Below are 21,060 nucleotides of genomic sequence, written 5' to 3'. Positions count from 1 at the left end.
TGCGCGACCGCTCACCCGAAAGGCACCACCCGATGCACCTGCGCCGCACCGCCGCGGCCGCCCTGGCCGCCTTCAGCACGCTCCTCATAGCCGCGTCGCCGTCACCCTCGCCCGCGGCGGCCCCCGCCGCGCTGTACGGGGACGCCGATCCCACGTACGACGGCGTGTGGCGCCAGTCGTACGCGCTGCTGGCGCTGCACGCGGCCGACACGGAACCGGCCGGTGACGCGGTGAAGTGGCTGGCCGGGCAGCAGTGCGCGGACGGCGGATTCGCCTCGTACCGTGCCGATCCGACGGCGCCCTGCGACCCGAAGACCGAGGACACCAACGCCACCGCCCTAGCCGTCCAGGCGCTCGCCGTCCACGGGCAGGACTTCCCCGTCAAGCGCGCCGCCGAGTGGCTCGCCAAGGTGCAGAACCGCGACGGCGGCTGGTCCTACAACCCCGGCGGAGCCTCCGACGCCGACTCCACCGGTGTCGTCATCGGCGGCCTCAAGGCCGCCGGCGCCGACGTCAAGTCCGTGACCACCGACGGCCTGTCGCCCTACGACGCGCTGCGCTCCCTCCAGCTGGCCTGCGGCAAGAAGGACGGCGGCGCGTTCGCCTACCAGCCCGACCCCACGTCGGGTGACCTCGCGGCCAACGCCAAGGCCACCGCCGACGCCGTGCGCGGCGCCGAGGGCGCGGGCCTCGTCGTGGAGGCCCCCGGCCGGGACGTCCCCGTGCGCGACGGGTGCGGCGGCGGCGCCTCCGACGCGGGCGCCGCCTGGCTCGCGGCCCGGCTCACCGCCGGCGGCGGCCACTTCGACGCCGTCACCCCGGGCTCCGACGAGAAGACCCCCGACTTCGGCACCACCGCCGACGCCGTCGTCGCCCTCTCCGCCGGCGGCCATCTCGACGCCGCCAAGGGCGCCTACAACTGGCTCGCCGCCAACTCCGGCGCCTGGGCGAAGGACAACCCCACCGCCCTCGCGCAGCTCTCCCTCGCCGCGTACGCCACCGGCAACCCGATGCGGGACCACATCACGCGGCTCAGCGCCCTCGGCCCGGTCGAACAGCAGAAGCCCGACTCCTCGGGCGGCGGTTCGGTGTGGTGGATCGTCGGCGCCTGCCTGGTCGCCGGCATCGGCATCGGGGTGCTGCTCGCCGGCCGGAAGCACCGGCTGTGAGGCGGCCGCCCCTCACGGCGGCGGCACTCCTCATGGCCCTGCTGGCCGCCCTCGTCGCGACGCCCGCGCAGGCGGCGAGCTACCGGTACTGGTCCTTCTGGCAGCGTGACGCCGCCACCGGCGCCTGGACGTACGCCACGACCGGGCCCGCACTCAGCCGCCCCGCCGACGGTGCCGTGGAGGGCTGGCGCTTCGGCGTCAGCCCGGACGCCGACTCGGCCGCCCGCCCCCGCGGCGCGGCCCGGTTCGCCGCCGTCTGCGAGGGCACCCCGGCCCGCCCGGGCACCAAGCGCGTCGCCCTGCTGCTCGACTTCGGCACCGCCGCCGACGCCCCGGCCGCCCGCACCGCCTGCGCCCGCGTCCCCGCCGACGCCACCTCCGCCGACGCCCTGGCCGCGGTCGCGCCCCCGCTCCGCTACAACTCCGCGGGCCTGGTCTGCGCCATCGCCGGCTACCCCGCCAAGGGCTGCGGCGAACAGGTCGCCGACGCCGCCGCACCCCCCGCCCCCACCTCCTCCCCCGGCCCCGCGCTCGGCACGTACGGCGCCGCCGGAGTCGTCCTCCTCGTCGCCGCGGCCGCCGCCTGGCAGGTCCGCCGCCGCCGGAGCGAACGCCCGTGACCGCCCCAACACCCCTGCCCCGCCCGCCCCGGTCCCTCACGCTGCCGGCTCGGCTGCGCCCGCGCGACCGCGACAACCTGACCGGCCCGGCCACCCGGCCCCGGCGGACGGACCTCCCCTCCGCCGGCACCCCCGCCGAACCACGCACGGGCGACGCAACCGCCGCGCAGGCCGAGGTATCGGGCGCCCTCGCCCGGCTGCATCCGCGCACCCGGGAGGACTCGGCAGGCCCGACGGCGCCGGAGCGACCGCCCGCGGCGCCCGCCGGTGAGGGCCGACGCCACCGCGCCGGCACCGGCGGACGCGCGGACGGGCCGGCCATCACGCCGGCCACCGCATCGCGGGCCCTCGCCCTGCTCGCCCGGCTGCGCGGGCGCGGAGACTCGCCCACCCCGGCCACCCATACTGCCGTCACGGCAAAGCGGACCCCACCCCAAGCGCGGGCCGCGGCACGTGCCTGCGGCCGGTCAGTCATACCGCCCGCCCCGGCGGAGGTCGCTGCCGCAAGCCGGTCACCCCACACCGGCACCCAGGCATCGATCCCGCGGGCCGCGGCGCGGAGCCACGGCGACTCGCCCACCCCGGCCACCCGCGCTGCCGTCACGGCGGCGCGGCTCCTGCCGGAGGCCATCGCCACGGGCAGCGCAACCGCCGTGCGGAGCGCGACGGTGCGGATCCGACGGATCCTCACGCCGCCTGCGGAGGCCGGCCATCACGCCGTCGCCCGCGGCGTGGACGGCGGCGGTTCCGCCCGCTTGCGCGCGCTGTCGCGGCTACGGCGGCCTGACCACGCAGGTGGTGCGGGCCCGGCAGGCGGACGGGGAGGCCGGGCGCGCGGGCCGCACGCCGGGGCGTGGTGGCTGTGGGCGCTGGGGCTCTCCACCGCCGCGTCGCGGACGACGAACCCCGCGCTGCTCGCGCTGCTCGCCGCCGTCGCCGGTTACGTCGTGGCCGTGTGCCGGGTGCCGGACACGCCCTGGTCGCGGTCGTACGCCGCGTTCCTGCGCCTGGGCCTGGTGGTCGTCGCCATCCGGCTCGTCTTCGCCGTCGTCCTGGGATCGCCGGTCCCCGGCACGCACACCGTGCTGACCCTCCCCGAAGTGCCGCTCCCCGACTGGGCGCAGGGCGTCCGTCTCGGCGGGCGGGTGACCGCCGAGGGGCTGTGGTTCGCCTTCCGCGAGGGCATGCGGCTGGCCACCCTCCTGGCGTGCCTCGGTGCCGCGAACGCCCTGGCCAACCCGGCCCGGCTGCTGAAGTCGCTGCCCGGCGTCCTGTACGAGGCGGGTGTCGCCGTGGTCGTCGCGATGACGTTCGCGCCCCATCTGGTCGCCGACGTGCGGCGGCTGCGGACGGCCCGCAGACTGCGGGGCCGCACGGAGAAGGGCGTCCGGGCGCTGTTCCAGGTCGGCCTGCCCGTGCTCGAGGGCGCTCTGGAGCGTTCCGTCGCCCTCGCGGCCGCCATGGACGCCCGCGGATACGGACGCACCGCCGCGGTGCCGACGGCCGTGCGCCGGGCGACCGCCGCGCTCACCCTCGGCGGGCTGCTCGGACTGTGCGCGGGCACGTACGCGCTGCTGGCCGCCACCGGGGCCGCGTACGGCCTGCCCCTGCTGCTGGCCGGACTGGCCGCCGCCGTCGCCGGGCTGCGGCTCGGCGGGCGCCGCTCCGTCCGCACCCGCTACCGCCCCGACCGCTGGGACGCGACGGCATGGCTGATCACCGCCTCGGGGGTGGCCGTCGCCGCGCTGACGATCTGGGCCGCCGCGGCCTCCCCCGCCGGCCTGGACCCGCCCGTGGTGCCGCTGACCGCGCCCTCGCTGCCGCTGTGGCCCGCGGCGGCCGTCCTGCTGGGGCTGCTGCCCGCGCACCTGAAGGGAGCCCGCCCGTGATCCGCTTCGAGCAGGTCTCCGTCACGTACGACGGCGCCTCCGGGCCCGCCGTCGCCGGTGTCGACCTGACCGTCCCCGAGGGGGAGCTGTGCCTGGTCGTCGGGCCCTCCGGCACGGGCAAGTCCACGCTGCTGGGCGCCGTCTCCGGCCTCGTGCCGCACTTCACCGGAGGCGTCCTCACCGGCCGGGTCACCGTCGCCGGGCACGACACCCGCACCCACCGGCCGCGCGAACTCGCCCATGTCGTCGGCACCGTGGGCCAGGACCCGCTGGCGCACTTCGTCACCGACACCGTCGAGGACGAACTCGCCTACGGCATGGAGTCGATCGGCCTCGCCCCCGACGTGATGCGCCGCCGCGTCGAGGAGACCCTCGACCTGCTCGGCCTCGCCGACCTGCGCGACCGCCCGATCGGCACGCTCTCCGGCGGGCAGCAGCAGCGCGTCGCCATCGGCTCCGTCCTCACCGTCCACCCGCGGGTGCTGGTGCTGGACGAGCCGACGTCCGCGCTGGACCCCGCCGCGGCCGAGGAGGTGCTCGCCGTCCTGCAGCGCCTTGTCCACGACCTGGGGACGACCGTGCTGATGGCCGAGCACCGCCTGGAGCGGGTCGTGCAGTACGCCGACCAGGTCGTCCTCCTCCCCGGCGGGGGCGCCGCCCCGGTGTCCGGACCGCCGGCCGAGGTGATGGCGCTCTCGCCGGTGCGTCCGCCGGTCGTCGCGCTCGGCCGCCTCGCGGGCTGGTCGCCGCTGCCGCTGTCGGTGCGCGACGCCCGCCGCGCCGCGGCCCCGCTGCGCGAGCGCCTCGCCGGCCGCACCCCGCCCGCGCCGCCGAAGCCCGCCACAGGCGAGCCCGTCGCGGCCGTCTCCGGGCTCACCGTCCGCCGCGGCCGCGTCGAGGCGCTGCGCGCCGTCGACCTGGCCGTACGGCCCGGCGAGACCGTGGCCCTCATGGGCCGCAACGGCGCGGGCAAGTCCACCCTGCTGTCCACCCTCGCCGGGATGCGGGCCCCCACCTCGGGCAGCGTGCGCGTCGGCGGCCTGGAGCCGTCGCGCGCCCGGCCCGCGGAGCTGATCCGCCGCGTGGGCCTCGTCCCGCAGGACCCCCGGGACCTGCTGTACGCCGACACCGTCGCCGCCGAGTGCGCCACCGCCGACGCCGACGCCCGCGCCACGCCCGGCACCTGCCGCGCCCTGGTCGGCGAACTGCTGCCCGGGGTCGCCGACGGTACCCACCCGCGCGACCTGTCGGAGGGGCAGCGCCTGGCGCTCGCCCTCGCCGTCGTACTGACCGCCCGGCCCCCGCTGATCCTGCTCGACGAGCCGACCCGCGGCCTGGACTACGCCGCCAAGGCCCGTCTCGCCGCGCACCTGCGCGCGCTCGCGGCGGACGGCCACGCCGTCGTCCTCGCCACCCACGACGTCGAACTCGCCGCCGAACTCGCGCACCGCGTCGTCGTCCTCGCCGACGGCGACCTCGTCGCGGACGGCCCCACCGCCGAGGTCGTCGTCTCCTCCCCCGCCTTCGCCCCGCAGGTGGCCAAGGTGCTCGGCCCGCTGCCCTGGCTGACGGTCGGCCAGGTCGGGGCGGCCCTGGCGGGTACGGCGTGACCGCGCGTCCGCCGCGCGCCGTCCGGCTGGGCGGACGGGCCGTAGCCGCGCTGGCGCTGGTCTCCGCCATCGGCGTCGCCGCGTTCGGCTGGCCGCTGCTCGCCGACCCGGGCTCCGGACTCGCCCACAGCGAGGACGCGCCCTGGCTGTTCGCGCTGCTGCTGCCGCTGCTGCTCGCCGTCGTCATGGCGACGATCGCCGACGACGGGGACGGCCTGAGCGCCAAGTCCGTCGCCATGCTGGGCGTGCTGGCCGCCGCGGGTGCGGCCCTGCGGCCGCTCGGCGGCGGCACGGCGGGCATCGAGCCGATGTTCTTCCTCGTCGTGCTGTCCGGCCGGGTGCTCGGCCCCGGCTTCGGCTTCTCGCTGGGGGCGCTGACGATGTTCGCCTCGGCCCTGCTCACGGGCGGGGTCGGGCCGTGGATGCCGTTCCAGATGCTCTCGATGGGCTGGGTGGCGCTCGGCGCGGGCCTGCTCCCCGGCTCCGCCCGGCTGCGCGGCCGGGGCGAACTCGCCCTCCTCGCCGGGTACGGGGCGGCGTCCTCGATCGCGTACGGCACGATCATGAACCTGCAGGGCTGGCCGTACCTCGGCGGCGCGTCCTCCGGGGTCTCGTTCGTGCCGGGCGACCCGCTCCCGGACAACCTCGCCCGCTTCGTCGCGTACTGCCTGGCCACCTCGCTGGGCTGGGACGTCCCGCGTGCGGTGCTGACGGCGGTCCTCGTCCTGACCCTGGGCCCGTTCGTGCTGCGCGCCCTGCGCCGGGCCACCCGGCGCGCCGCGTTCGGCGCGCCGGTGGCCTTCGGCGAGGGGGACGTGCCCGGTGCGCCGGGCGTGCCGCCGCGGTCGCGCTGACGGTTCTGCGGCAGGGACGGTTCGGCGGCGGGACGGTCCGGTGCCGGCCGGGAGGGGGCGGGCGGGAGGGCGGGGCGGGCGGGCCCCGCCGGGTCAGATCCGCTGGATGATGGTGCCTGTGGCGAGGGCCCCGCCCGCGCACATCACGATCAGCGCGAACTCCTTGTCGGCACGCTCCAGTTCGTGCAGCGCCGTGGCGATCAGCCGGGCCCCGGTGGCGCCCACGGGGTGGCCGAGGGCGATCGCGCCGCCGTTGACGTTGACCTTCTCCAGGTCCTGGTCGAAGACCTGCGCCCAGGACAGCACCACCGAGGCGAAGGCCTCGTTGACCTCGACGAGGTCGATGTCGTTCAGCGTCATGCCGGCCTTGCCGAGCACCGTGCGCGTCGCGTCGATCGGTCCGTCCAGGTGGTAGTGCGTGTCCGCGCCGACCAGCGCCTGCGCCACGATCCGGGCCCGCGGCCGCAGTTTCAGTGCCCGCGCCATCCGCTTGGACGCCCACATCACGGCCGCAGCGCCGTCCGAGATCTGCGAGGAGTTCCCCGCGGTGTGCACGGCCGTCGGCATGATCGCCTTCAGCCCGGCCAGCGCCTCCATGCTGGTGTCGCGCAGGCCCTCGTCATGGTCGACCAGCCGCCACATGCCCTGGCCGGCGAGCTGCTCCTCCTCCGTCGTGGGCACCTGCACGGCGAAGGTCTCCCGCTTGAAGCGCTCCTCGGCCCAGGCCCGTCCCGCCCGCTCCTGCGACAGCAGCCCGAGCCGGTCCACGTGCTCCCGGGTCAGCCCGCGGCGCCGGGCGATGCGCTCGGCGGCCTCGAACTGGTTGGGCAGGTCCACGTTCCACTCGTCCGGGAAGGGCTTGCCCGGCCCGTTCTTGGAGCCGCTGCCCAGCGGCACCCGCGACATCGCCTCGACGCCGCAGCCGATGCCGATGTCGATCACGCCGGCCGCAATCATGTTGGCGACCATGTGGTTGGCCTGCTGCGAGGAGCCGCACTGGCAGTCCACGGTCGTCGCGGCCGTCTCGTACGGCAGCCCGCAGGCCAGCCAGGCGCTGCGCGCCGGGTTCATCGACTGCTCCCCGGCATGGGTGACCGTACCGCCGACGATCTGCTCCACGGCGTCGGGCTGGATGCCGGTGCGGCCGAGCAGTTCGCGGTACGTCTCACCGAGCAGGTAGGCGGGGTGCAGATTGGCGAGCGCGCCGCCGCGCTTGCCGATGGGGGTGCGTACAGCTTCGACGATGACGGGTTCAGCGGCCATGTACCTCGTCCTCTCCTCGGCCGCGGGGCGTCCCGGCGCCCACGGCAGAACTAGTACGCGTTCTAGTTCCGCCCAGCAGTCTGATTACCGGCGGTACGCGGGCGCAAGGGTCGTGCACCAAACCGGCCGATCCGCACCGTCGCGGGCCTTGCGACTTGAAGGGGGCGGGGCTACCGTCCACAGGCACATCTGATGGGGCGTCAGGGAACGGTGTGCGGGGACGCTCGCGGACCGCCACCCGGGGAGACCCCGGAGACCACCACGGAGATCCGGGCCACCGGACCAGCCGGAGCACGACCAGGACCACGATTCGGACCACCCGGACCACCGGACCACCCGGACCAGGAGCCGCCGATGTCCGCCACGCCGCCGCCCCCCTCCTGCCCCGCCCTCCCCGACGGCTTCGACTTCACCGACCCGGACGTCAACCAGGAGCGCATACCGCTCCCGGAGTTCGCCGCGCTCCGGCACACCGCGCCCGTCTCCTGGATCCCCCAGCCCCACGGCATCGCGGGCTTCGGGGACGACGGCTACTGGGCCGTCACGCGCCACGCCGACGTCAAGACGGTCTCCACCACCCCCGAGACCTTCTCCTCCCGCACCAACACCGCGATCATCCGCTTCAACGAGCACATGCAGCGGGACCGGATCGACGCCCAGCAGCTGATCATCCTCAACATGGACCCGCCCGAGCACACCCGCCTGCGGCAGATCGTCCAGCGCGGCTTCACCCCCCGCGCCATCCGCGCCCTCGAGGACACCCTGCGCCGCCGCGCCGAACTCATCGTCGCCGGCGCCACCGCCCACGGCTCCGGCGACTTCGTCACCGACATCGCGTGCGAACTGCCCCTCCAGGCCATCGCCGAACTCATCGGCGTCCCGCAGGAGGACCGCAGCAAGATCTTCGAGTGGTCCAACAAGATGATCGGCTACGACGACCCGGAACTCGCCATCACCGAGGAGGTCGGCACCGAGTCCTCCATCGAGCTGATCTCCTACGCGATGAACATGGCGAGCGAGCGCAAGGCCTGCCCCGCGCACGACATCGTCACCAAGCTCGTCGCCGCCGAGGACGAGGGCAACCTCACCACCGACGAGTTCGGCTTCTTCGTCCTCGTCCTGGCCGTCGCCGGCAACGAGACCACGCGCAACGCCATCACCCACGGCATGCACGCCTTCCTCACCCACCCCGAGCAGTGGGACCTGTTCCGCGCCGAGCGCCCGCGCACGGCCGCGGACGAGATCGTCCGCTGGGCCACGCCTGTGACGTCCTTCCAGCGCACGGCCACCCAGGACACGGAGCTGGGCGGCGCGAAGATCCGCGAGGGCGACCGCGTCGGCATCTTCTACGCCTCGGCCAACCACGACCCCGAGGTCTTCACGGCCCCCGACACCTTCGACATCACCCGCGACCCCAACCCCCACCTGGGCTTCGGGGGCGGCGGCCCCCACTTCTGCCTCGGCGCCAGCCTCGCCCGCCTGGAGATCGACCTCATCTTCAACGCCATCGCCGACACCCTCCCCGCCATCCGCCTCGCGGCCGAGCCCCGCCGCCTCCGCTCCCCGTGGCTCAACGGCGTGAAGGAACTCCGTGTGACCTACACCTGACCCCGGGCGTGCGTTTACCGGTCACCGGGTATGGCAGGGTAGGGTGTGCTTTCGCATGTCCAGCGGGCGTGTAGCTCAGCGGTAGAGCGCTGCCCTTACAAGGCAGATGTCGGCGGTTCGAAACCGTCCACGCCCACCAGCCCCAGCGCATGGCAAAGGCCCAGGTCGTCCGGTGTGAGTCCGGATGCCTGGGCCTTGATCTTTTGCGTCGCGTGAGGGCCGCCGTGCCACTCACGTGCCAGATGGATCAGTGCCGGGCCCCTTCACCCGCCGGATCTGGTCGTCCACGTGCCCCGCGATCTCGTGGTCGCAGCCGTTGACGAGGTGCTGACAGATCAGCGCGGCCCGCACCGACGAGTGCCCCATGCGGTGCATCAGCTCCCGCGTGGAGGCCCCGCCCGTCGCGGCGAGGGTGTTGCCGGTGTGCCGCAGATCGTGGAAGTGGACGTCCCCGAGGCCGGCCGTAGCGATGGCCCGCAGCCAGATGCGCCGTGGCCGGAGCCGTAGTACGCGAGGACTGGCGATCCGCAGTGCCGACAACGGCACTTGGGAGCTCCCACGAGGAGTCCTCGAACTTGACGAGGCACCCGAGGACGGCGTCAAGCGCGAGGCCTGGGAAGAGACCGGCGTCCATATCGAGGTCGACCAACTCACCGGCGTCTACAAGAACACCACCCGCGGCATCGTCGCCCTGGTCTTCCGATGCAAGCCCTCCGGCGGCACCGAGCGCACCTCCGAGGAGTCCACAGCCGTCGACTGGCTCATGCCCGAAGAGGTAGCAGAGCGCATGTCCGAGGTCTTCGCGGTCCGACTGCTCGACGCCCTCGACGCTAACGCTCCGCACGTCAGGAGCCACGACGGTAAACGACTGAACCAGGTCTAGGGCCTCGATAGTCCACAGACGGTCACGGTCGGGATGCTTGAGACCGCTTGGACCATCCTTCGGAAGCAGAGCGGCCTACCACCCGAACTCAGGCGGTCCGACAACGCCGGCACCAACCTGCGCCGCCAGCCAAGCAGCCCGGTCGTCATCCCCAGGACGTGAATGGACGAAGACCGTGTGCTCGGCAGCCCAGTCAAAACAGTGAATGTCACTGCCGTGGCAAGCGATCTCCAATTCCGCGTACTTGTACTCCTCGCCCAGCCCAAGCTCGGGCACAGCAGGCCATTTCATATCGGACCAGAGGAGGTAGCACTGGGTGACGTCCGCCCAGGTACGCAGCGCTTCGCCGGCCTCTGCAAATGTCCTGGCATATCCCAGAAAGCTGACCGGCAGACCGACGCCACCCTTCCCGCGAGACTCAATCTCGGCTCCAGGCAGAGCTGCGGTAAGACGCAGCAGATCATCATCACTGCTCGCCGAGGCATGCAGGAAGCTGGTCGGATCGCGCCAGGACGCAACCGACAGCAGCCTTTCAGCGAGACTCAGCGCCTCTCCGAGGTTCGTGGTCCGCAACACGGGCCACGCACGTGTGTTCCCCATGACGGCATCCTGTCAGAGCCATCTCTCCTGCGACGACCGCGCAATCAACTGCGGCACCACCAGCGTCACGCGTCACGCGTCACGTGTCAGGACAAGGCTCCCTGCGCGTAGTGCGGTAAGACTTTCTCTACTTCATCAAGACACCCGGCGTCGCTCACGCTCCGCCGGGCGCGCGGCCCGCGTCCGGCCGCGCCCACGCTCCTGCCTCCGTCGCGCTCGGCACGGCCGTCCCCCGCCGCGCGCCCACATAGGTAGGCCCGGGCATGAGGTCAGAACCGCGGTGGCTGGGGCGGCCGGCGCTCCGATGCTTTACGCAGCCACCGTGGGGCGAGCCTCAAAGATCGGGGCCCACATCGGGCTATTGCGGGCAGGCAAGGAGCGAGCCCGATTCGCGGCCAGCGTACGGGCCCCGATCTCTCGCCCCACGCCAGCTCCAGCCCAAAGCCTCTCCGCACCAGCCGCACGGTAGTGTGCCGCCGAGAGGGGCCTTGCCGTCGACGAAGGCGTGGGGTGTGGCGAAGCGGAGCAACAAACCGTGACTGGGAAAAGGCGAAACAATGGCTGGGGCTGTGTGGCCGTCCTGGCGGTGCTGGCCTGTTGGGATGCGTTCCAGGGGGTCATGGGGGCTCTTGTACATGCACTCTGGGCCCATGACTCGCTTGACCTCGACGGTACGTTGCAGGACCTCGTGTTCTGGGCCGGCGTTCTGGTGATCGCGTCTCTCGTTGTATGGCTGTGCGGCCTCATCGCTCACGCGCGGCAAGCGAGGCGCAAGGCTGAGCAAGCACGACAGCAGCAGCTGCATACGCTCGCAGAACTGTTCCGCGATGTCGCCGCGCGGGGAGAATGATTTCATCTAAACGAGCAGCATGGCCAGCGCTGGCTGAGTGTCTAACTGCGCTACAACGGCCCCGCACGCAGGCGCACAACCACGGACACTCGCGTACAGTTCGCGCAGGTCACCGGCACTCCGGCCACAGGTCACACAGGCGCTCCCGTTACTTCGGGACGAAGAGGCCGCTCAGTTAGGGTGTCGACGTGACCAACGATGCCCTCGCCTGCCCCGAGTGCGGCCAGCTGATGAGTGGCTGTGGAAGTGCAGCAATCGGCGCGTGTGGTGGCGGCTTCACCGAGAGGCGGGGATATGAACCGTAATGAGGCGCGTACCAGGTGGGGTGGATGGCGCAGCCGGGAGATCGAGATCGCGGAGAACATGCTGGAAAGCCCGCTACCGGTGGAGATAAGAGGAGGGTGGACGAGTAACTTCCAGATATTTCCGGTACGAAAGGCGTCCCACGAGATCGTCACGGGAGGCGAATTGGGCTGGACCAGGGGTGCCCGGCCGATCCGAGCCGTCGTGCCCGCCGGCTTCAACTCCCTGCGGGTGGTGCGCCGGTGCCCGGGGCGCAGTGTCGGTGGGTTCGCCCGTTGGCGGCTGACGGTGCTCTCCGGGGCGGAATTGCCGCTTCTTTCAGGAACGGTGTCCGGCAACGGAGCCGCTGTGTTCCGCTACGAAGGCGGACCGGCCGGTGTGAGCTTCGACTTCCATTCCGAGATCACGGCCAATTCCCTGGTGTTCAACCGGGCCGCGGGCGGCGAGCCGATCCGCCTCTCCCAGCATTCGCAGATCAAGGGTGTGGGCCGCCTGCCCGGTGCCGGGCTCATGAGCGTCCCCGACTGTCGACAGTGGGTCGTCAAGGTCTCCTGATCGACGCACTCCTGATAGCTCCGACTGGAGCGGGGTGACGCCGCTTGCAGTGCCTTATCAGCGCCGACTCGGGTGGGAGCTGACATCACCAGATGACATCAACGCCGATGGACAGCCACGGAACGAGGCAGCCGAAGACCGGCCAGAGACCGCCCATGCAGGCGCCTTCTGGCAGTTCGTACGGCGCCCGGCCCGAACTTACAAGGCTGTGGTCACGGCGCAGGGGCAGATCAGCGCGGTCGATGGGCAGCGTCCTACAGGACCCACAGGGCTGTGTCGACGCCGACGAGCAGGCCCCCCAGCGTCAGGGCGATGAAGCCGTTTCGTCTCACGGTCTTCGCGGTCTCGAAGGCCCCTTCCGCCTTGTCGCGTCGCGCCGAGGCCAGGAGAAGGAGTGCCAACAGCAGACTGATGAGCCCGATCGCCCCGAGGAAAACCCCTACCAGTCTGCCGAGCATCAGCACGGTGCCTGCTTCCCTCGCAGCGATCACAAGAGTCCCCCCACGAACACGAGTTCTGACCTGGTCTCCGCCCATGGTCGAGCCGAGAGCTCCCCACCACAAGATCGATGCCGGTGAAATGTGAAGCTCACGCAGGTGATCTCGATGTTCTTGAGCGTGAATATGCGGGGCAGAGGCGCACCAGCGCGACTCCTTGCTCGCTGAGCCAGCCCCGAAGCCGAGCGGTCTTAGCAGGCGCACCCACTCTCACCGGCTTGGAGGCCGGCTCTCGACACCTGCGCGTGCCACAACCGTGCCACATCGAGCGGTCAGTCACGGTCACCAGCGGCTCGTAGCAGTCACGAAGACCGGCCGAGCTGGGGAGCCTTCAAGGCTGTCCTGACCTGCATACTCTCGACCACCCTGACCACCAGGCTTACAAGGCAGATGTCGGCCGTTCGAAACCGTCCACGCCCACCCATGAGAAGACCCCCAGCCGGTCATGGCTGGGGGTCTTCGACATCCGGATCCGACATCAACGGCCACGCTCACTCGCGGCCGGGATGCCTCCGGAGCAGCCGGTCCATGTGGCTCACGGCCTCACGCCGGGTGTCCTGCACCACGTGGGTGTGGACGTTCATCGTGACGGCGATCCGGGAGTGCCCGGGGATCTCCACCACTACGCGAGGCGCGACGCCTGGCGAGGTGGACGCGCCGCGTGCCGTGCTCGATCTCGATGGAGATCAAGGCGTACAGGCGCTTGAGTGAGACGGTGCCGAGGTTCAGGAAGTCGGCGGCGATGATGCCGCGGGCCTGGTCGGTGAGGAACTGGCGCCCGGTCGGGCCGGAGCGTTGCGGGGCAGGGTCGATTCAGGCTGCATGAAGGATTTCCCAGACTGTGGACGGGGCGATCGGGTAGCCGGGGCAGGCGGGTTCGCCTTGTGTTCGGCGGTGGCCCCGGCTGCTGTTTTCGCGGGCCGAGGGCAGGATGAACCGGACGGCCGGGGTGACGGATGGGCGGCCGGGGCGACGGTGCTGGACGAAGGTCCGTCTGCGTGCGGCGAGTTGCCCATGCCGGCGCAGCAGTGCGGTCGGGGTGACTGCGAAGGCCTCGCGTCATCGCCCGCGGGGGACCAACCGCGACAGCACGGCTTGTCGGATCCGCTCGCCACGGTGACGGAGGTGGGGTTGCCGTTCACGGTCGCGGTGAACGTACCGGCGGCGTACGTGTGGTTGGTCTGCCCGCTCCCGGTGGCGTCCAGGGCGACGGTGACCGTGGGGCTGCCGTCCCCGAAGTCCACCACCGCTGTCCCGCTCGGAGTGCCCCCGGAAATGCTGAACGTCACCGATTGCTCGCACTTCGGCGACGTGGTTGAGGTCGTCACCGTCAATGGCGAAATCGCCGTCACGTTCGCCGAATTGGCGTTGGTGACGTAGACGTTGCTGTTCTGCGCCGCCGCCACGTAGAACGGGAACGCGCCGGCGGGGACGGTGGTCACGACGGTGTTCGTGGCACTGTCGATCACCGTCACGTTGTTCGAATTTGAGTTGCCGACGTAGACCTTGCCGGTCGGCGCCACCGCTATCCCGAACGGGCCTCCGCCGGTGGGGACGGTGGCCAGGACGGTGTTCGTGGCACTGTCGATCACCGTCACGTTGTTCGAGACGGTGTTGGTGACGTAGACGTTGCCGTTCTGCGCCACCGCGACCACCCCCGGGACCGTGCCGGCGGGGACGGTGGCCAGGACGGTGTTCGTGGCACTGTCGATCACTGTCACGTTGTTCGAGGTCTGGTTGGCGATGTAGACGTTGCCGTTCTGCGCCACCGCCACCGCGCCGGGGAACCCGCCGGTGGGGAGGGTGGTCAGGACGGTGTTCGTGGCGCTGTCGATCACCGTCACGGTGCCCGCGTTTCGGTTGGCGACGTAGACGTTGCCGTTCTGCGCCACCGCCACCGCGTCCGGGACCGCGCCGACGGGGACGGTGGCCAGGACCGTGTTATTGGTACTGTCGATCACCGTCACGTTGTTCGACGTCGAGTTGGCGACGTAGACCCTGCCGTTGGGCGCCACCGCCAACGCGAACGGGCCCCCGCCGGTGGGAACAGTGGCCAGGACCGTGTTACTGGTGCTGTCGATCACTGTTACGTTGCTCGAGCTTTGGTTGGTGACGTAGACGTTGCCGTTCGCCGCCACCGCGATCATGGCCGGGTCTGAGCCGACGGGGACGGTGGCCAAGACGGTGTTCGTGGTGCTGCTGATCACCGTCACGTTGCCGGAATTGGCGTTGCCGACGTAGACGTTGCCGTTCTGCGCCACCGCCACCGGGATCGGGGTCGTGCCCGCCGGGATCGTCACTGTGGAGAACGCCGCGCTCAACGGCGCGGCCACACGCCCCTGTACAGCGGGCACCTCAGATCCACCCGCGGGGTTCAAGCGATTGCGGGGCAGGTCTTTCTGTGTTGCTGCGAAGGCGTGAGGAGCAGCGGTGGGCAGGAGGGCGAGGGAAAGGGCTGCCAGGATGACGCTCAACCGGGTGAGCCACTGGTGCCGTGCGCTACGGCGTAAGTCTGCGAAGACGCCGCCGGATATGAGCGCAGGGGAGATGAGGGACATTGTTTCTCCAGGCCGGTCGGCTCCTGGGAGCCGTCATGATGAATTGCGACGGCTGAGCAGAAATAAGTGCCCCGCCGTCCGTCAATGCACATCCTTTGGGCCGCCACGGTGCTCTGCCAGCCGGAATGCGCTGAACGTGACCGGTTCCCGGGACTTCTCTCATGAGCTCAGGAATGTTTCTGTTGCGCTTCACGCAGCGTCATCGTGGACGTCTCGTGGGCGCAGACAGCAGTCGACACGACCCGCTGAGCTGGGATGCCTGCAAACCTGGCTTGACCTGCGCACCCTCGGCGACCCTGACCGCCAGGCCTACAAGGCAACTGTCGGCGGTTCGAATCCGTCCACGCCCACCAGCCCCAGCGCGCGTGGCAAAGACCCAGGTGAACCGATATGGCTCGGGGTGCCTGGGCCGTGACCTTTTGCTTGGGTGAGGGCCGCCAGGCAAGGAGCCGGCCCGATTCGCTGGCAGCCTACGGGCCCCGGATCTCGCCGCCATCGCAGCTGCAGCCCAAAGCCGCTGACCAACTTCACGCGGCCCCTGCGTCCAGAGAGCCTGATGGAGCGGGACCTGGCCAGACCCTGACAAGGGGCGTGGGAACACACCCGAGTCTGTTTCAACCCCGCAGTCAGATCGCCGTGGGGGTGTGGGGCGATGCTGCGACCTGTGCCATCGTCCGAAGTTTCGTGAAGTAGGAGGCGCAGTACTCCTCGTTGATCAGGGGCACGATCTTGTCCAGGTCGGCGATACAGCGCCAGAGGGAGGCGATGCCCCTGTCGTCAAGTCCGCCGTTCAGTTCTCTGTGCACGAGGCCGGCGACGTCGGCGTCCAGGAGGACCAGGTCCACGCCGTCGAAGTCCACGCCGCGGAAGCCGTCGGGGAACAGAGCGCGCAGGTGGTCCTTCCACAGCCGCGCGAGTCCGCCGGCGGGCTGTGCTCCGCCCACCGGGGTGGCTGTCGCCTCTGCTGCGGACGGTGGGCGAAGGAGCAGGGCGACGGCATCGAAGACGGCACGCACCATTACGACCGCTTGGGCCTGGCCGATGGCGGCACTTGACACGGCGCCCTGCGTGAGCCGGTCGCGCAGTTGTCGGCTGCGGTCGAGTTCGGCGGCGAGTCCGGCCGTGATGAGCCCTGCGTTGGTGGCCCGCTGGATCAGGGCGTGGAGAGGGTCGTTCGAGCCCAGACGCTCGGCTAGGACGTGCTCCAGGGCGAACAGGGAGTGTGTGACGGCTACGGTGGCGAACTCGTACCGGTAGTAGGAGTGCCGGATGAGCTCACGGGACGTCTCCATCGCGCTCATGACATACATCGACGCCCCACGAGGCAAGACCAGGTCCGAGACCAGGGCGTGCATGCCGCTGTAGTCCGGAACCATGTCGCGGCCACGTGGGTCCGGCAGGGGTGTAGAGAGCGGGCCGGGCACCGGCGGCAGGGTGTTCACCGGGGCAGTCTTGTCGCCGGAACGCTGTCGGTGCCATCGGATTTGCTCGGGGCGGTTACCGACCCGTCCGCCGCATGTCGCCGCCGGCCCGGTCCGGCCGGCGGGTCACACGGAGCCTGACCCGAACCTACAAGACCGATGTCGGCGGTTCGAAGCCGTCCACGCCCACGCCCCAGCGCATGGCGAAGGCCCAGGTCAACCGGGATGATTCCGGAAGCCTGGGCCTCGTACCGCCAAGGCCGGGCTCCGGCCGCGTGGCGTGCGTGAGAAGCCGCGGCCGGCCCTCCCGCGGATTGGGATCAGATGACGGTCAGCGTCAGGACCGCCGTGTACGTACCGGGCGGCGTGGAGGTCGGTGCGTCGAGGTCGAGCCCGGCTCCGGCATCCGCGGTGCCGGGGCCGATGCCGGTGGCCAGCGTCCTCGGTTCCTTGAGCCCGTAGCCGTCGCCGCGTACGACCGGGGCGCCCGGCCTGAGGGACGGGACATTGCCGCGGTCGACGATCGTGGGGGCCCAGGTCAGGCTGCTCCCGTCGATGACGCTTCCGGCCGGGCCGGTGAAGTCGCCGACCTGGCCGGATGCCGTCCAGCCGATGTTGCCCGGGCGGGTGTCGGTGACGGTGACCGGGGTCATCTGCCCCGAGGTGTGCAGGAACTCGCCCGACGGGTCGAGCACCGGACTGGGCAACTCGACGTGCGGGTTGCCCTCGACGGAGATCAGCAGCGCCCCGGGCTCGAGGGTCGTCGTGATCGACTGCCTCCCGCCGCCGGGGGCGGTGCCGTCGCACACAGGACCGCCCACCCGGTCGCACGCGGACGGGTAAGGCGCCGTCGTGGCAAGCGTGTTGGATCCGTCGGTGGAGAAGGTGGGGTTGTGGCAGCTCTTTATGTCGATGTTCTGGACGTCTACGCCCGGGATCCTGCGGACCTGGTCCAGGCCCGCCTGCACGAGGTTGACGGGCAGCGGTGAGTAGCCGAGTCTGTCGACGTGCTGCTGCCCCTGGCAGAGGAAGTAGTACGCGAAGGCACCGAGGGTCTTGCCCTTCTGGGCGGTGAAGTTCGACTGCAGCCCGGTCGGGACGATCATGTAGCTGTAGCTGGAGAGCGGATAGGCGCGCGGGTCCGTGGTGTCGTAGACGTCGTCGAGGTTCTGCGTCAGATAACCGGGCGAGGAGCTGTCCTCGTTGATCCGCGCTTTCTGCAGCGCCACCGCCACGCTCCGGGCGGTGGGCTCGACGTAGTAGCCGGCCTTGTTGAGCACCTTGGCGACCGGGAAACGGGTCGTGTACACCGCGTACGAGTACTCGACGTACGTGATGGTGCCCACGTTGCGGGTCTGCGCCACATAGCCGGAGACGCCGTTCGAGCCGAACTGGCTGACAAAGGTGCCGCCCGGCACCTTCGGGTAGTTCGAGGTCGTCCCACAGGGGGTGCTGCGGCCGGCCCGGCCGCAGTAGTCGTCCCACAGCGACGGGTACTGCTTGCTCATCCAGGTGCTGAACTGCGCCGTGGTACCGGATCCGTCGGAACGCACCACCGGGACGACCGGACGGGCGGGCAGCACGGAGGCGAGCGCGGGGTTGTCGGCCTTGATGGCGGGGTCGTTCCAGACCTTGATCCGCCCGGTGAAGATCCTGGCGATGACCTCGCCGGACAGCCGCAGGTTGTCCACCCGCTTGCCGCCGATGGTGAGGTTGTACATGAACGAGGTACCACCGGCCACGTTCGGCACGTACGCGTACCTGCGGGACGGCGGCGAGTCGACGACGCTCGAGTCCTCGACACCGTAGGGGATCTCGGAGACGGCGTAGTCCACGGTGCCGTTGCGGAACTGGTCGCGGCCGTCCGACGAGCCCGTGCCGGCGTAGCTCACGGACATGCCGTACTGGCGGACGTTGGCCTGCCACTGGTCGAGAGCGTTCTGGCTCCAGGTCGACCCGACACCCGAGATCGGCACATATGTCGCGGCGACCGCCGGGGTGGCACCGAACAGAAGGGCGGCCAGAAGGGAGAGGGCACTGACGACTGTCAGGCGTGCGAAGGGTGCCGGAGGCGATCCGGGCATGGCTGGTGACTCCTGGTCAGTGGTGATGAGAGCGGGCCGTGGCGGTGGAGCGATTACACGGCGCCCGGGGCGGTGGTTTCGGACTTGAGGTGGGCTCGGCTACTCATGCGCTCGGCGTCCCGGCGCGGGGCCGGGACAGGCCGGTGCCGTTGATTGCCGACCGCTGCCAAGGCTTCATCGCTCCCCCCTGTCACGGAGCACGGTGTCCGTGCCCGGAGCGCGACCGAGGGCCCCCTGATCCTTGATCGCATCGCGCAACAATGCGCGCATCACCGCAAGCCGGGGCGACAGGCGGGTGAAGGACGAACAGCGAACGCACCAACGCCGGGCCCTCGGATGACCGGGGCTCCGACGACATGGCGCGAAGTCGGCATGGTGGGCGACCGGATCCGCCCAACGCGTGCGGCTGGGTGAGGGAGCGGAACGCCACGCCGTCGGCGACCTGGTCGGGCAAGGCCCCGTCCCGGAGGCCGGGGACAGGCACGGAGCCCGGCGGCGCTCAACGGTCACCGAGCGAGCGGGCTCCCGCGGCCCTTCCCGCCTCTCGCCGTCGCGCTCCCCCGGTACGGCCCGGCGAAGACCGGACCTGTACGCGCCGGGGCGGCGGACCCGGCGAGATGACCCGCCAAGTCCGCCGCCCCGAAAGGCCGTTCAAGCCACCAGCCGCCTGTCGGCCGCTCTACGAGAGTGCTCGGACGCCGTCAGCGAGCCGCTTCCCACGTGGGAATGCGATTACCTCCGGGTCGGCCGTGGAGCGGACGCCCCGGATCCTGGCTGCCCGGGGGCACGGTCCCTGCCGGCGGCGCGGGGTTCAGGTGGTCGCCGGGCTGGTTCACCGTGCCCGGGGACTGCACGGCTCCGGTGGCCCACATCTGGTCGACGCGCGAGCGCTCGGTGGCGTCCGGATAGCGGTTGGTGCAGGACGGGCCGGGGCCGCCGCCCGACATCAGCTCACTGCACGGCCCGCTGTAGTCGTCCGCCAGGCCCAGCACGTGCCCGGTCTCGTGGGTGACGACACGGAGCGAGTCGTCCTGCTGGTTCTGCGTGTAGTCAAGGAAGACGTAGCCGCTTCCGTGGCCGTCGGTGGAGGCGTACGACCCGCGCGAGTTGTTGCCCTCGTAGTAGGAGAAGTCGGCACCGCTCGACGCCTCTTGGAGCTTGACGTTGGACACGGAGCTGTTCCATATCGAGGCCGCGCTCGATATCTGCGAACGGAAGCTCGGTGCCCGGGAGTCGTCGTAGTAGATGGTCACGGCCTGCGCGTTGGGCTGGGCGGCGCGCTTGTCGGCGACCGACTTGAGCACAGCGTCGAAGAACGCCTTGTTGTTCGCGGCCTCCCCGACCGACCCGTCGTACCGGGCCACGGAGCCATCGGCGGAGGCGGACGGGGTGGCGGCCGTCTGGGCGCTCGCCACCGCACCCAGAGCGCTGGAGGCCAGACCCAGGCCGAGAGCGAGGGCGAGGAGCCTCGCGGACGTTCGTGACGACTTCATGTGAGGGCTCCTACTCACTCGGTGACATCGAGCGCCCGGTGCGCGGTCGACTCCGCGTGAACACCGGTTCCGAACTGCAGCGACGTCCTGTGGGTGGTCATTGTTAGGACGGCTCGACAGGGAGCGCAAAGGGTCCCGCCACTACGTCGCCTCGTAGGTCCCGGGACCTCGCCAGGGCAGTGCGCGGGCCGCCGGTGCGCGCGTCGGGGCGGGAGGAAAAAGCTGGCGTACCGTCAGAAGCCTTACGTCACCGGGGCGTGGACATGCGGGTCGGCCGGGTGGAGTTCCGGGATGCGCGGCAGGATCCGCATTCGGGCAAAGATGGACAAATACCTAGATCTCTGCCATGTCGTATCTACTAAGTGCACCGGTTGGTGGGCGGAGCGCTGTGACCGATGTCATAGAACGTGAGCTTCCGTCTCTTTCGTGCTCCACCGACCGCCGAGTCGCCGCCGCTCAGTCCTGATCACGATGGAAGCCGGGCCCCGCCGTGCCCCGCCGTGCCCCCGTCGACCGCCCGGTCCACCGACACGGACGGGTTCAGCACCTGCGATGCCACCACGCCAGATCCGGATCCGCCGAAGGCTCGTGGTGCGTTCGCCTGAGCAGGACCGCGTCCAGGCGCTCGACCTGCCCTCGGAGTTCGGTGGCGGCCCCCCGCGGAAGCAGAAGCAGAGCCTGTTGCAGCTTGTCCCGGGCCCAGCCCTCGCCACAGCAAGGGCACGTGAACTCCGCCTCCCAACACCTCCACCGGCGCTTGGTGCCGTGGACGCGCACGGACCACACACTCAGCGCCACGGACA

General features: G+C 71.2%; 15 protein-coding genes, 2 tRNA genes and 3 pseudogenes. 11 read left to right on the top strand and 9 right to left on the bottom strand.

Annotated features, from left to right (window positions below; all coding sequences use genetic code 11):
* Nucleotides 1-32 precede the first annotated feature (32 nt).
* From CHF15_RS01140 to CHF15_RS01120, 5 genes are all read left to right on the top strand, one after another.
* The gene (locus CHF15_RS01140) at nt 33-1,169 is read left to right on the top strand and encodes a prenyltransferase/squalene oxidase repeat-containing protein (RefSeq protein WP_089221667.1); all 1,137 of its coding nucleotides are present in this window, start codon (nt 33-35) and stop codon (nt 1,167-1,169) included.
* The gene (locus tag CHF15_RS44310; protein ID WP_179279606.1) at nt 1,166-1,789 is read left to right on the top strand and encodes an SCO2322 family protein; all 624 of its coding nucleotides are present in this window, start codon (nt 1,166-1,168) and stop codon (nt 1,787-1,789) included. The genes CHF15_RS01140 and CHF15_RS44310 overlap by 4 nt, the downstream gene beginning before the upstream one ends.
* 731 nt (nt 1,790-2,520) lie before the next feature.
* Nucleotides 2,521-3,678 carry a CbiQ family ECF transporter T component gene (locus tag CHF15_RS01130; RefSeq protein WP_410169617.1) on the top strand — a complete coding sequence of 386 codons (1,158 nt, stop codon included), beginning with the start codon at nt 2,521-2,523 and terminating at the stop codon, nt 3,676-3,678.
* Nucleotides 3,675-5,288: an ABC transporter ATP-binding protein gene (locus CHF15_RS01125; protein ID WP_089221666.1), complete on the top strand. Its 1,614-nt coding sequence runs from the start codon at nt 3,675-3,677 to the stop codon at nt 5,286-5,288. The genes CHF15_RS01130 and CHF15_RS01125 overlap by 4 nt, the downstream gene beginning before the upstream one ends.
* Nucleotides 5,240-6,142, top strand: a complete 903-nt coding sequence (locus CHF15_RS01120) for an ECF transporter S component (protein WP_410169616.1) — start codon at nt 5,240-5,242, stop codon at nt 6,140-6,142. The genes CHF15_RS01125 and CHF15_RS01120 overlap by 49 nt, the downstream gene beginning before the upstream one ends.
* A 93-nt stretch (nt 6,143-6,235) precedes the next feature.
* Here CHF15_RS01120 and CHF15_RS01115 read toward each other — a convergent pair whose 3' ends face one another.
* Nucleotides 6,236-7,405 carry a steroid 3-ketoacyl-CoA thiolase gene (locus CHF15_RS01115; RefSeq protein ID WP_089221664.1) on the bottom strand — a complete coding sequence of 390 codons (1,170 nt, stop codon included), beginning with the start codon at nt 7,403-7,405 and terminating at the stop codon, nt 6,236-6,238.
* 354 nt (nt 7,406-7,759) lie between these two features.
* Between CHF15_RS01115 and CHF15_RS01110 the strand changes: the two genes are divergently transcribed.
* On the top strand, nt 7,760-9,013 hold the full coding sequence (locus CHF15_RS01110) for a cytochrome P450 (protein WP_089221663.1): 1,254 nt from the start codon (nt 7,760-7,762) through the stop codon (nt 9,011-9,013).
* A 64-nt stretch (nt 9,014-9,077) separates the two neighbouring features.
* Nucleotides 9,078-9,152, top strand: a tRNA-Val gene (locus CHF15_RS01105).
* A gap of 92 nt (nt 9,153-9,244) precedes the next feature.
* Here the strand turns inward: CHF15_RS01105 and CHF15_RS46890 are convergent.
* A pseudogene (locus tag CHF15_RS46890) lies at nt 9,245-9,505 on the bottom strand (tyrosine-type recombinase/integrase); the annotation flags it as partial.
* Here CHF15_RS46890 and CHF15_RS01095 point away from each other — a divergent pair.
* Nucleotides 9,483-9,896, top strand: a complete 414-nt coding sequence (locus CHF15_RS01095) for an NUDIX domain-containing protein (RefSeq protein ID WP_179279605.1) — start codon at nt 9,483-9,485, stop codon at nt 9,894-9,896. The pseudogene CHF15_RS46890 and the gene CHF15_RS01095 sit on opposite strands and share 23 nt — an antisense overlap.
* A 75-nt stretch (nt 9,897-9,971) precedes the next feature.
* On the opposite strand, the gene CHF15_RS01090 is transcribed toward CHF15_RS01095, so the two are convergent.
* Complete coding sequence (locus tag CHF15_RS01090; protein WP_143681504.1) at nt 9,972-10,496, bottom strand: hypothetical protein; 525 nt, start codon at nt 10,494-10,496, stop codon at nt 9,972-9,974.
* 571 nt (nt 10,497-11,067) lie between these two features.
* Here CHF15_RS01090 and CHF15_RS01085 point away from each other — a divergent pair.
* Both CHF15_RS01085 and CHF15_RS44305 read left to right on the top strand, forming a co-directional pair.
* A complete protein-coding gene (locus CHF15_RS01085) occupies nt 11,068-11,346 on the top strand; it encodes a hypothetical protein (RefSeq protein ID WP_089221661.1) in 279 nt (92 codons plus the stop codon).
* 240 nt (nt 11,347-11,586) lie between these two features.
* A complete protein-coding gene (locus CHF15_RS44305; protein WP_143681503.1) occupies nt 11,587-12,204 on the top strand; it encodes a hypothetical protein in 618 nt (205 codons plus the stop codon).
* Between the two features lie 254 nt (nt 12,205-12,458).
* Here the strand turns inward: CHF15_RS44305 and CHF15_RS01075 are convergent, their stop codons facing one another.
* From CHF15_RS01075 to CHF15_RS01065, 3 genes and pseudogenes are all read right to left on the bottom strand, one after another.
* Nucleotides 12,459-12,668 (bottom strand): hypothetical protein, encoded by a 210-nt coding sequence (locus tag CHF15_RS01075; protein ID WP_089221659.1) that lies wholly within the window; start codon nt 12,666-12,668, stop codon nt 12,459-12,461.
* A gap of 524 nt (nt 12,669-13,192) precedes the next feature.
* A pseudogene (locus CHF15_RS01070) lies at nt 13,193-13,351 on the bottom strand (site-specific integrase); the annotation flags it as partial.
* Between the two features lie 75 nt (nt 13,352-13,426).
* Nucleotides 13,427-15,259, bottom strand: a complete 1,833-nt coding sequence (locus tag CHF15_RS01065) for a YncE family protein (protein WP_245938614.1) — start codon at nt 15,257-15,259, stop codon at nt 13,427-13,429.
* Nucleotides 15,260-15,476: 217 nt separating this feature from the next.
* Here CHF15_RS01065 and CHF15_RS44670 point away from each other — a divergent pair.
* Nucleotides 15,477-15,612: transfer RNA gene (locus tag CHF15_RS44670), tRNA-OTHER, on the top strand.
* Nucleotides 15,613-15,885: 273 nt separating this feature from the next.
* Here CHF15_RS44670 and CHF15_RS01060 read toward each other — a convergent pair.
* The 3 genes and pseudogenes from CHF15_RS01060 to snpA form a co-directional block, all read right to left on the bottom strand.
* Complete coding sequence (locus tag CHF15_RS01060; protein ID WP_245938613.1) at nt 15,886-16,701, bottom strand: hypothetical protein; 816 nt, start codon at nt 16,699-16,701, stop codon at nt 15,886-15,888.
* 299 nt (nt 16,702-17,000) lie between these two features.
* The gene (pstS, locus tag CHF15_RS01055; RefSeq protein ID WP_089221657.1) at nt 17,001-18,764 is read right to left on the bottom strand and encodes a phosphate ABC transporter substrate-binding protein PstS; all 1,764 of its coding nucleotides are present in this window, start codon (nt 18,762-18,764) and stop codon (nt 17,001-17,003) included.
* Nucleotides 18,765-19,621: 857 nt separating this feature from the next.
* A pseudogene (gene snpA / locus CHF15_RS01050) lies at nt 19,622-20,257 on the bottom strand (snapalysin); the annotation flags it as partial.
* Nucleotides 20,258-21,060 lie beyond the last annotated feature (803 nt).

The organism is Actinacidiphila glaucinigra (genome assembly GCF_900188405.1).
GTDB classification, from domain to species: Bacteria; Actinomycetota; Actinomycetes; order Streptomycetales; family Streptomycetaceae; genus Actinacidiphila; species Actinacidiphila glaucinigra.
Note: the sequence above shows the minus strand (reverse complement) of the source record. Positions and strands in the feature narration are given on the sequence as shown.

Bases quoted from the DNA above. Each gene is read 5' to 3' on its own strand.
- CHF15_RS01140 (WP_089221667.1), top strand. From the start codon at position 33: ATGCACCTGCGCCGCACCGCCGCGGCCGCCCTGGCCGCCTTCAGCACG.
- CHF15_RS01115 (WP_089221664.1), bottom strand. From the start codon at position 7,405: ATGGCCGCTGAACCCGTCATCGTCGAAGCTGTACGCACCCCCATCGGC.
- CHF15_RS01110 (WP_089221663.1), top strand. From the start codon at position 7,760: ATGTCCGCCACGCCGCCGCCCCCCTCCTGCCCCGCCCTCCCCGACGGC.
- CHF15_RS01095 (WP_179279605.1), top strand. From the start codon at position 9,483: ATGGCCCGCAGCCAGATGCGCCGTGGCCGGAGCCGTAGTACGCGAGGA.
- CHF15_RS01090 (WP_143681504.1), bottom strand. From the start codon at position 10,496: ATGGGGAACACACGTGCGTGGCCCGTGTTGCGGACCACGAACCTCGGA.
- CHF15_RS01065 (WP_245938614.1), bottom strand. From the start codon at position 15,259: ATGTCCCTCATCTCCCCTGCGCTCATATCCGGCGGCGTCTTCGCAGAC.
- pstS (WP_089221657.1), bottom strand. From the start codon at position 18,764: ATGCCCGGATCGCCTCCGGCACCCTTCGCACGCCTGACAGTCGTCAGT.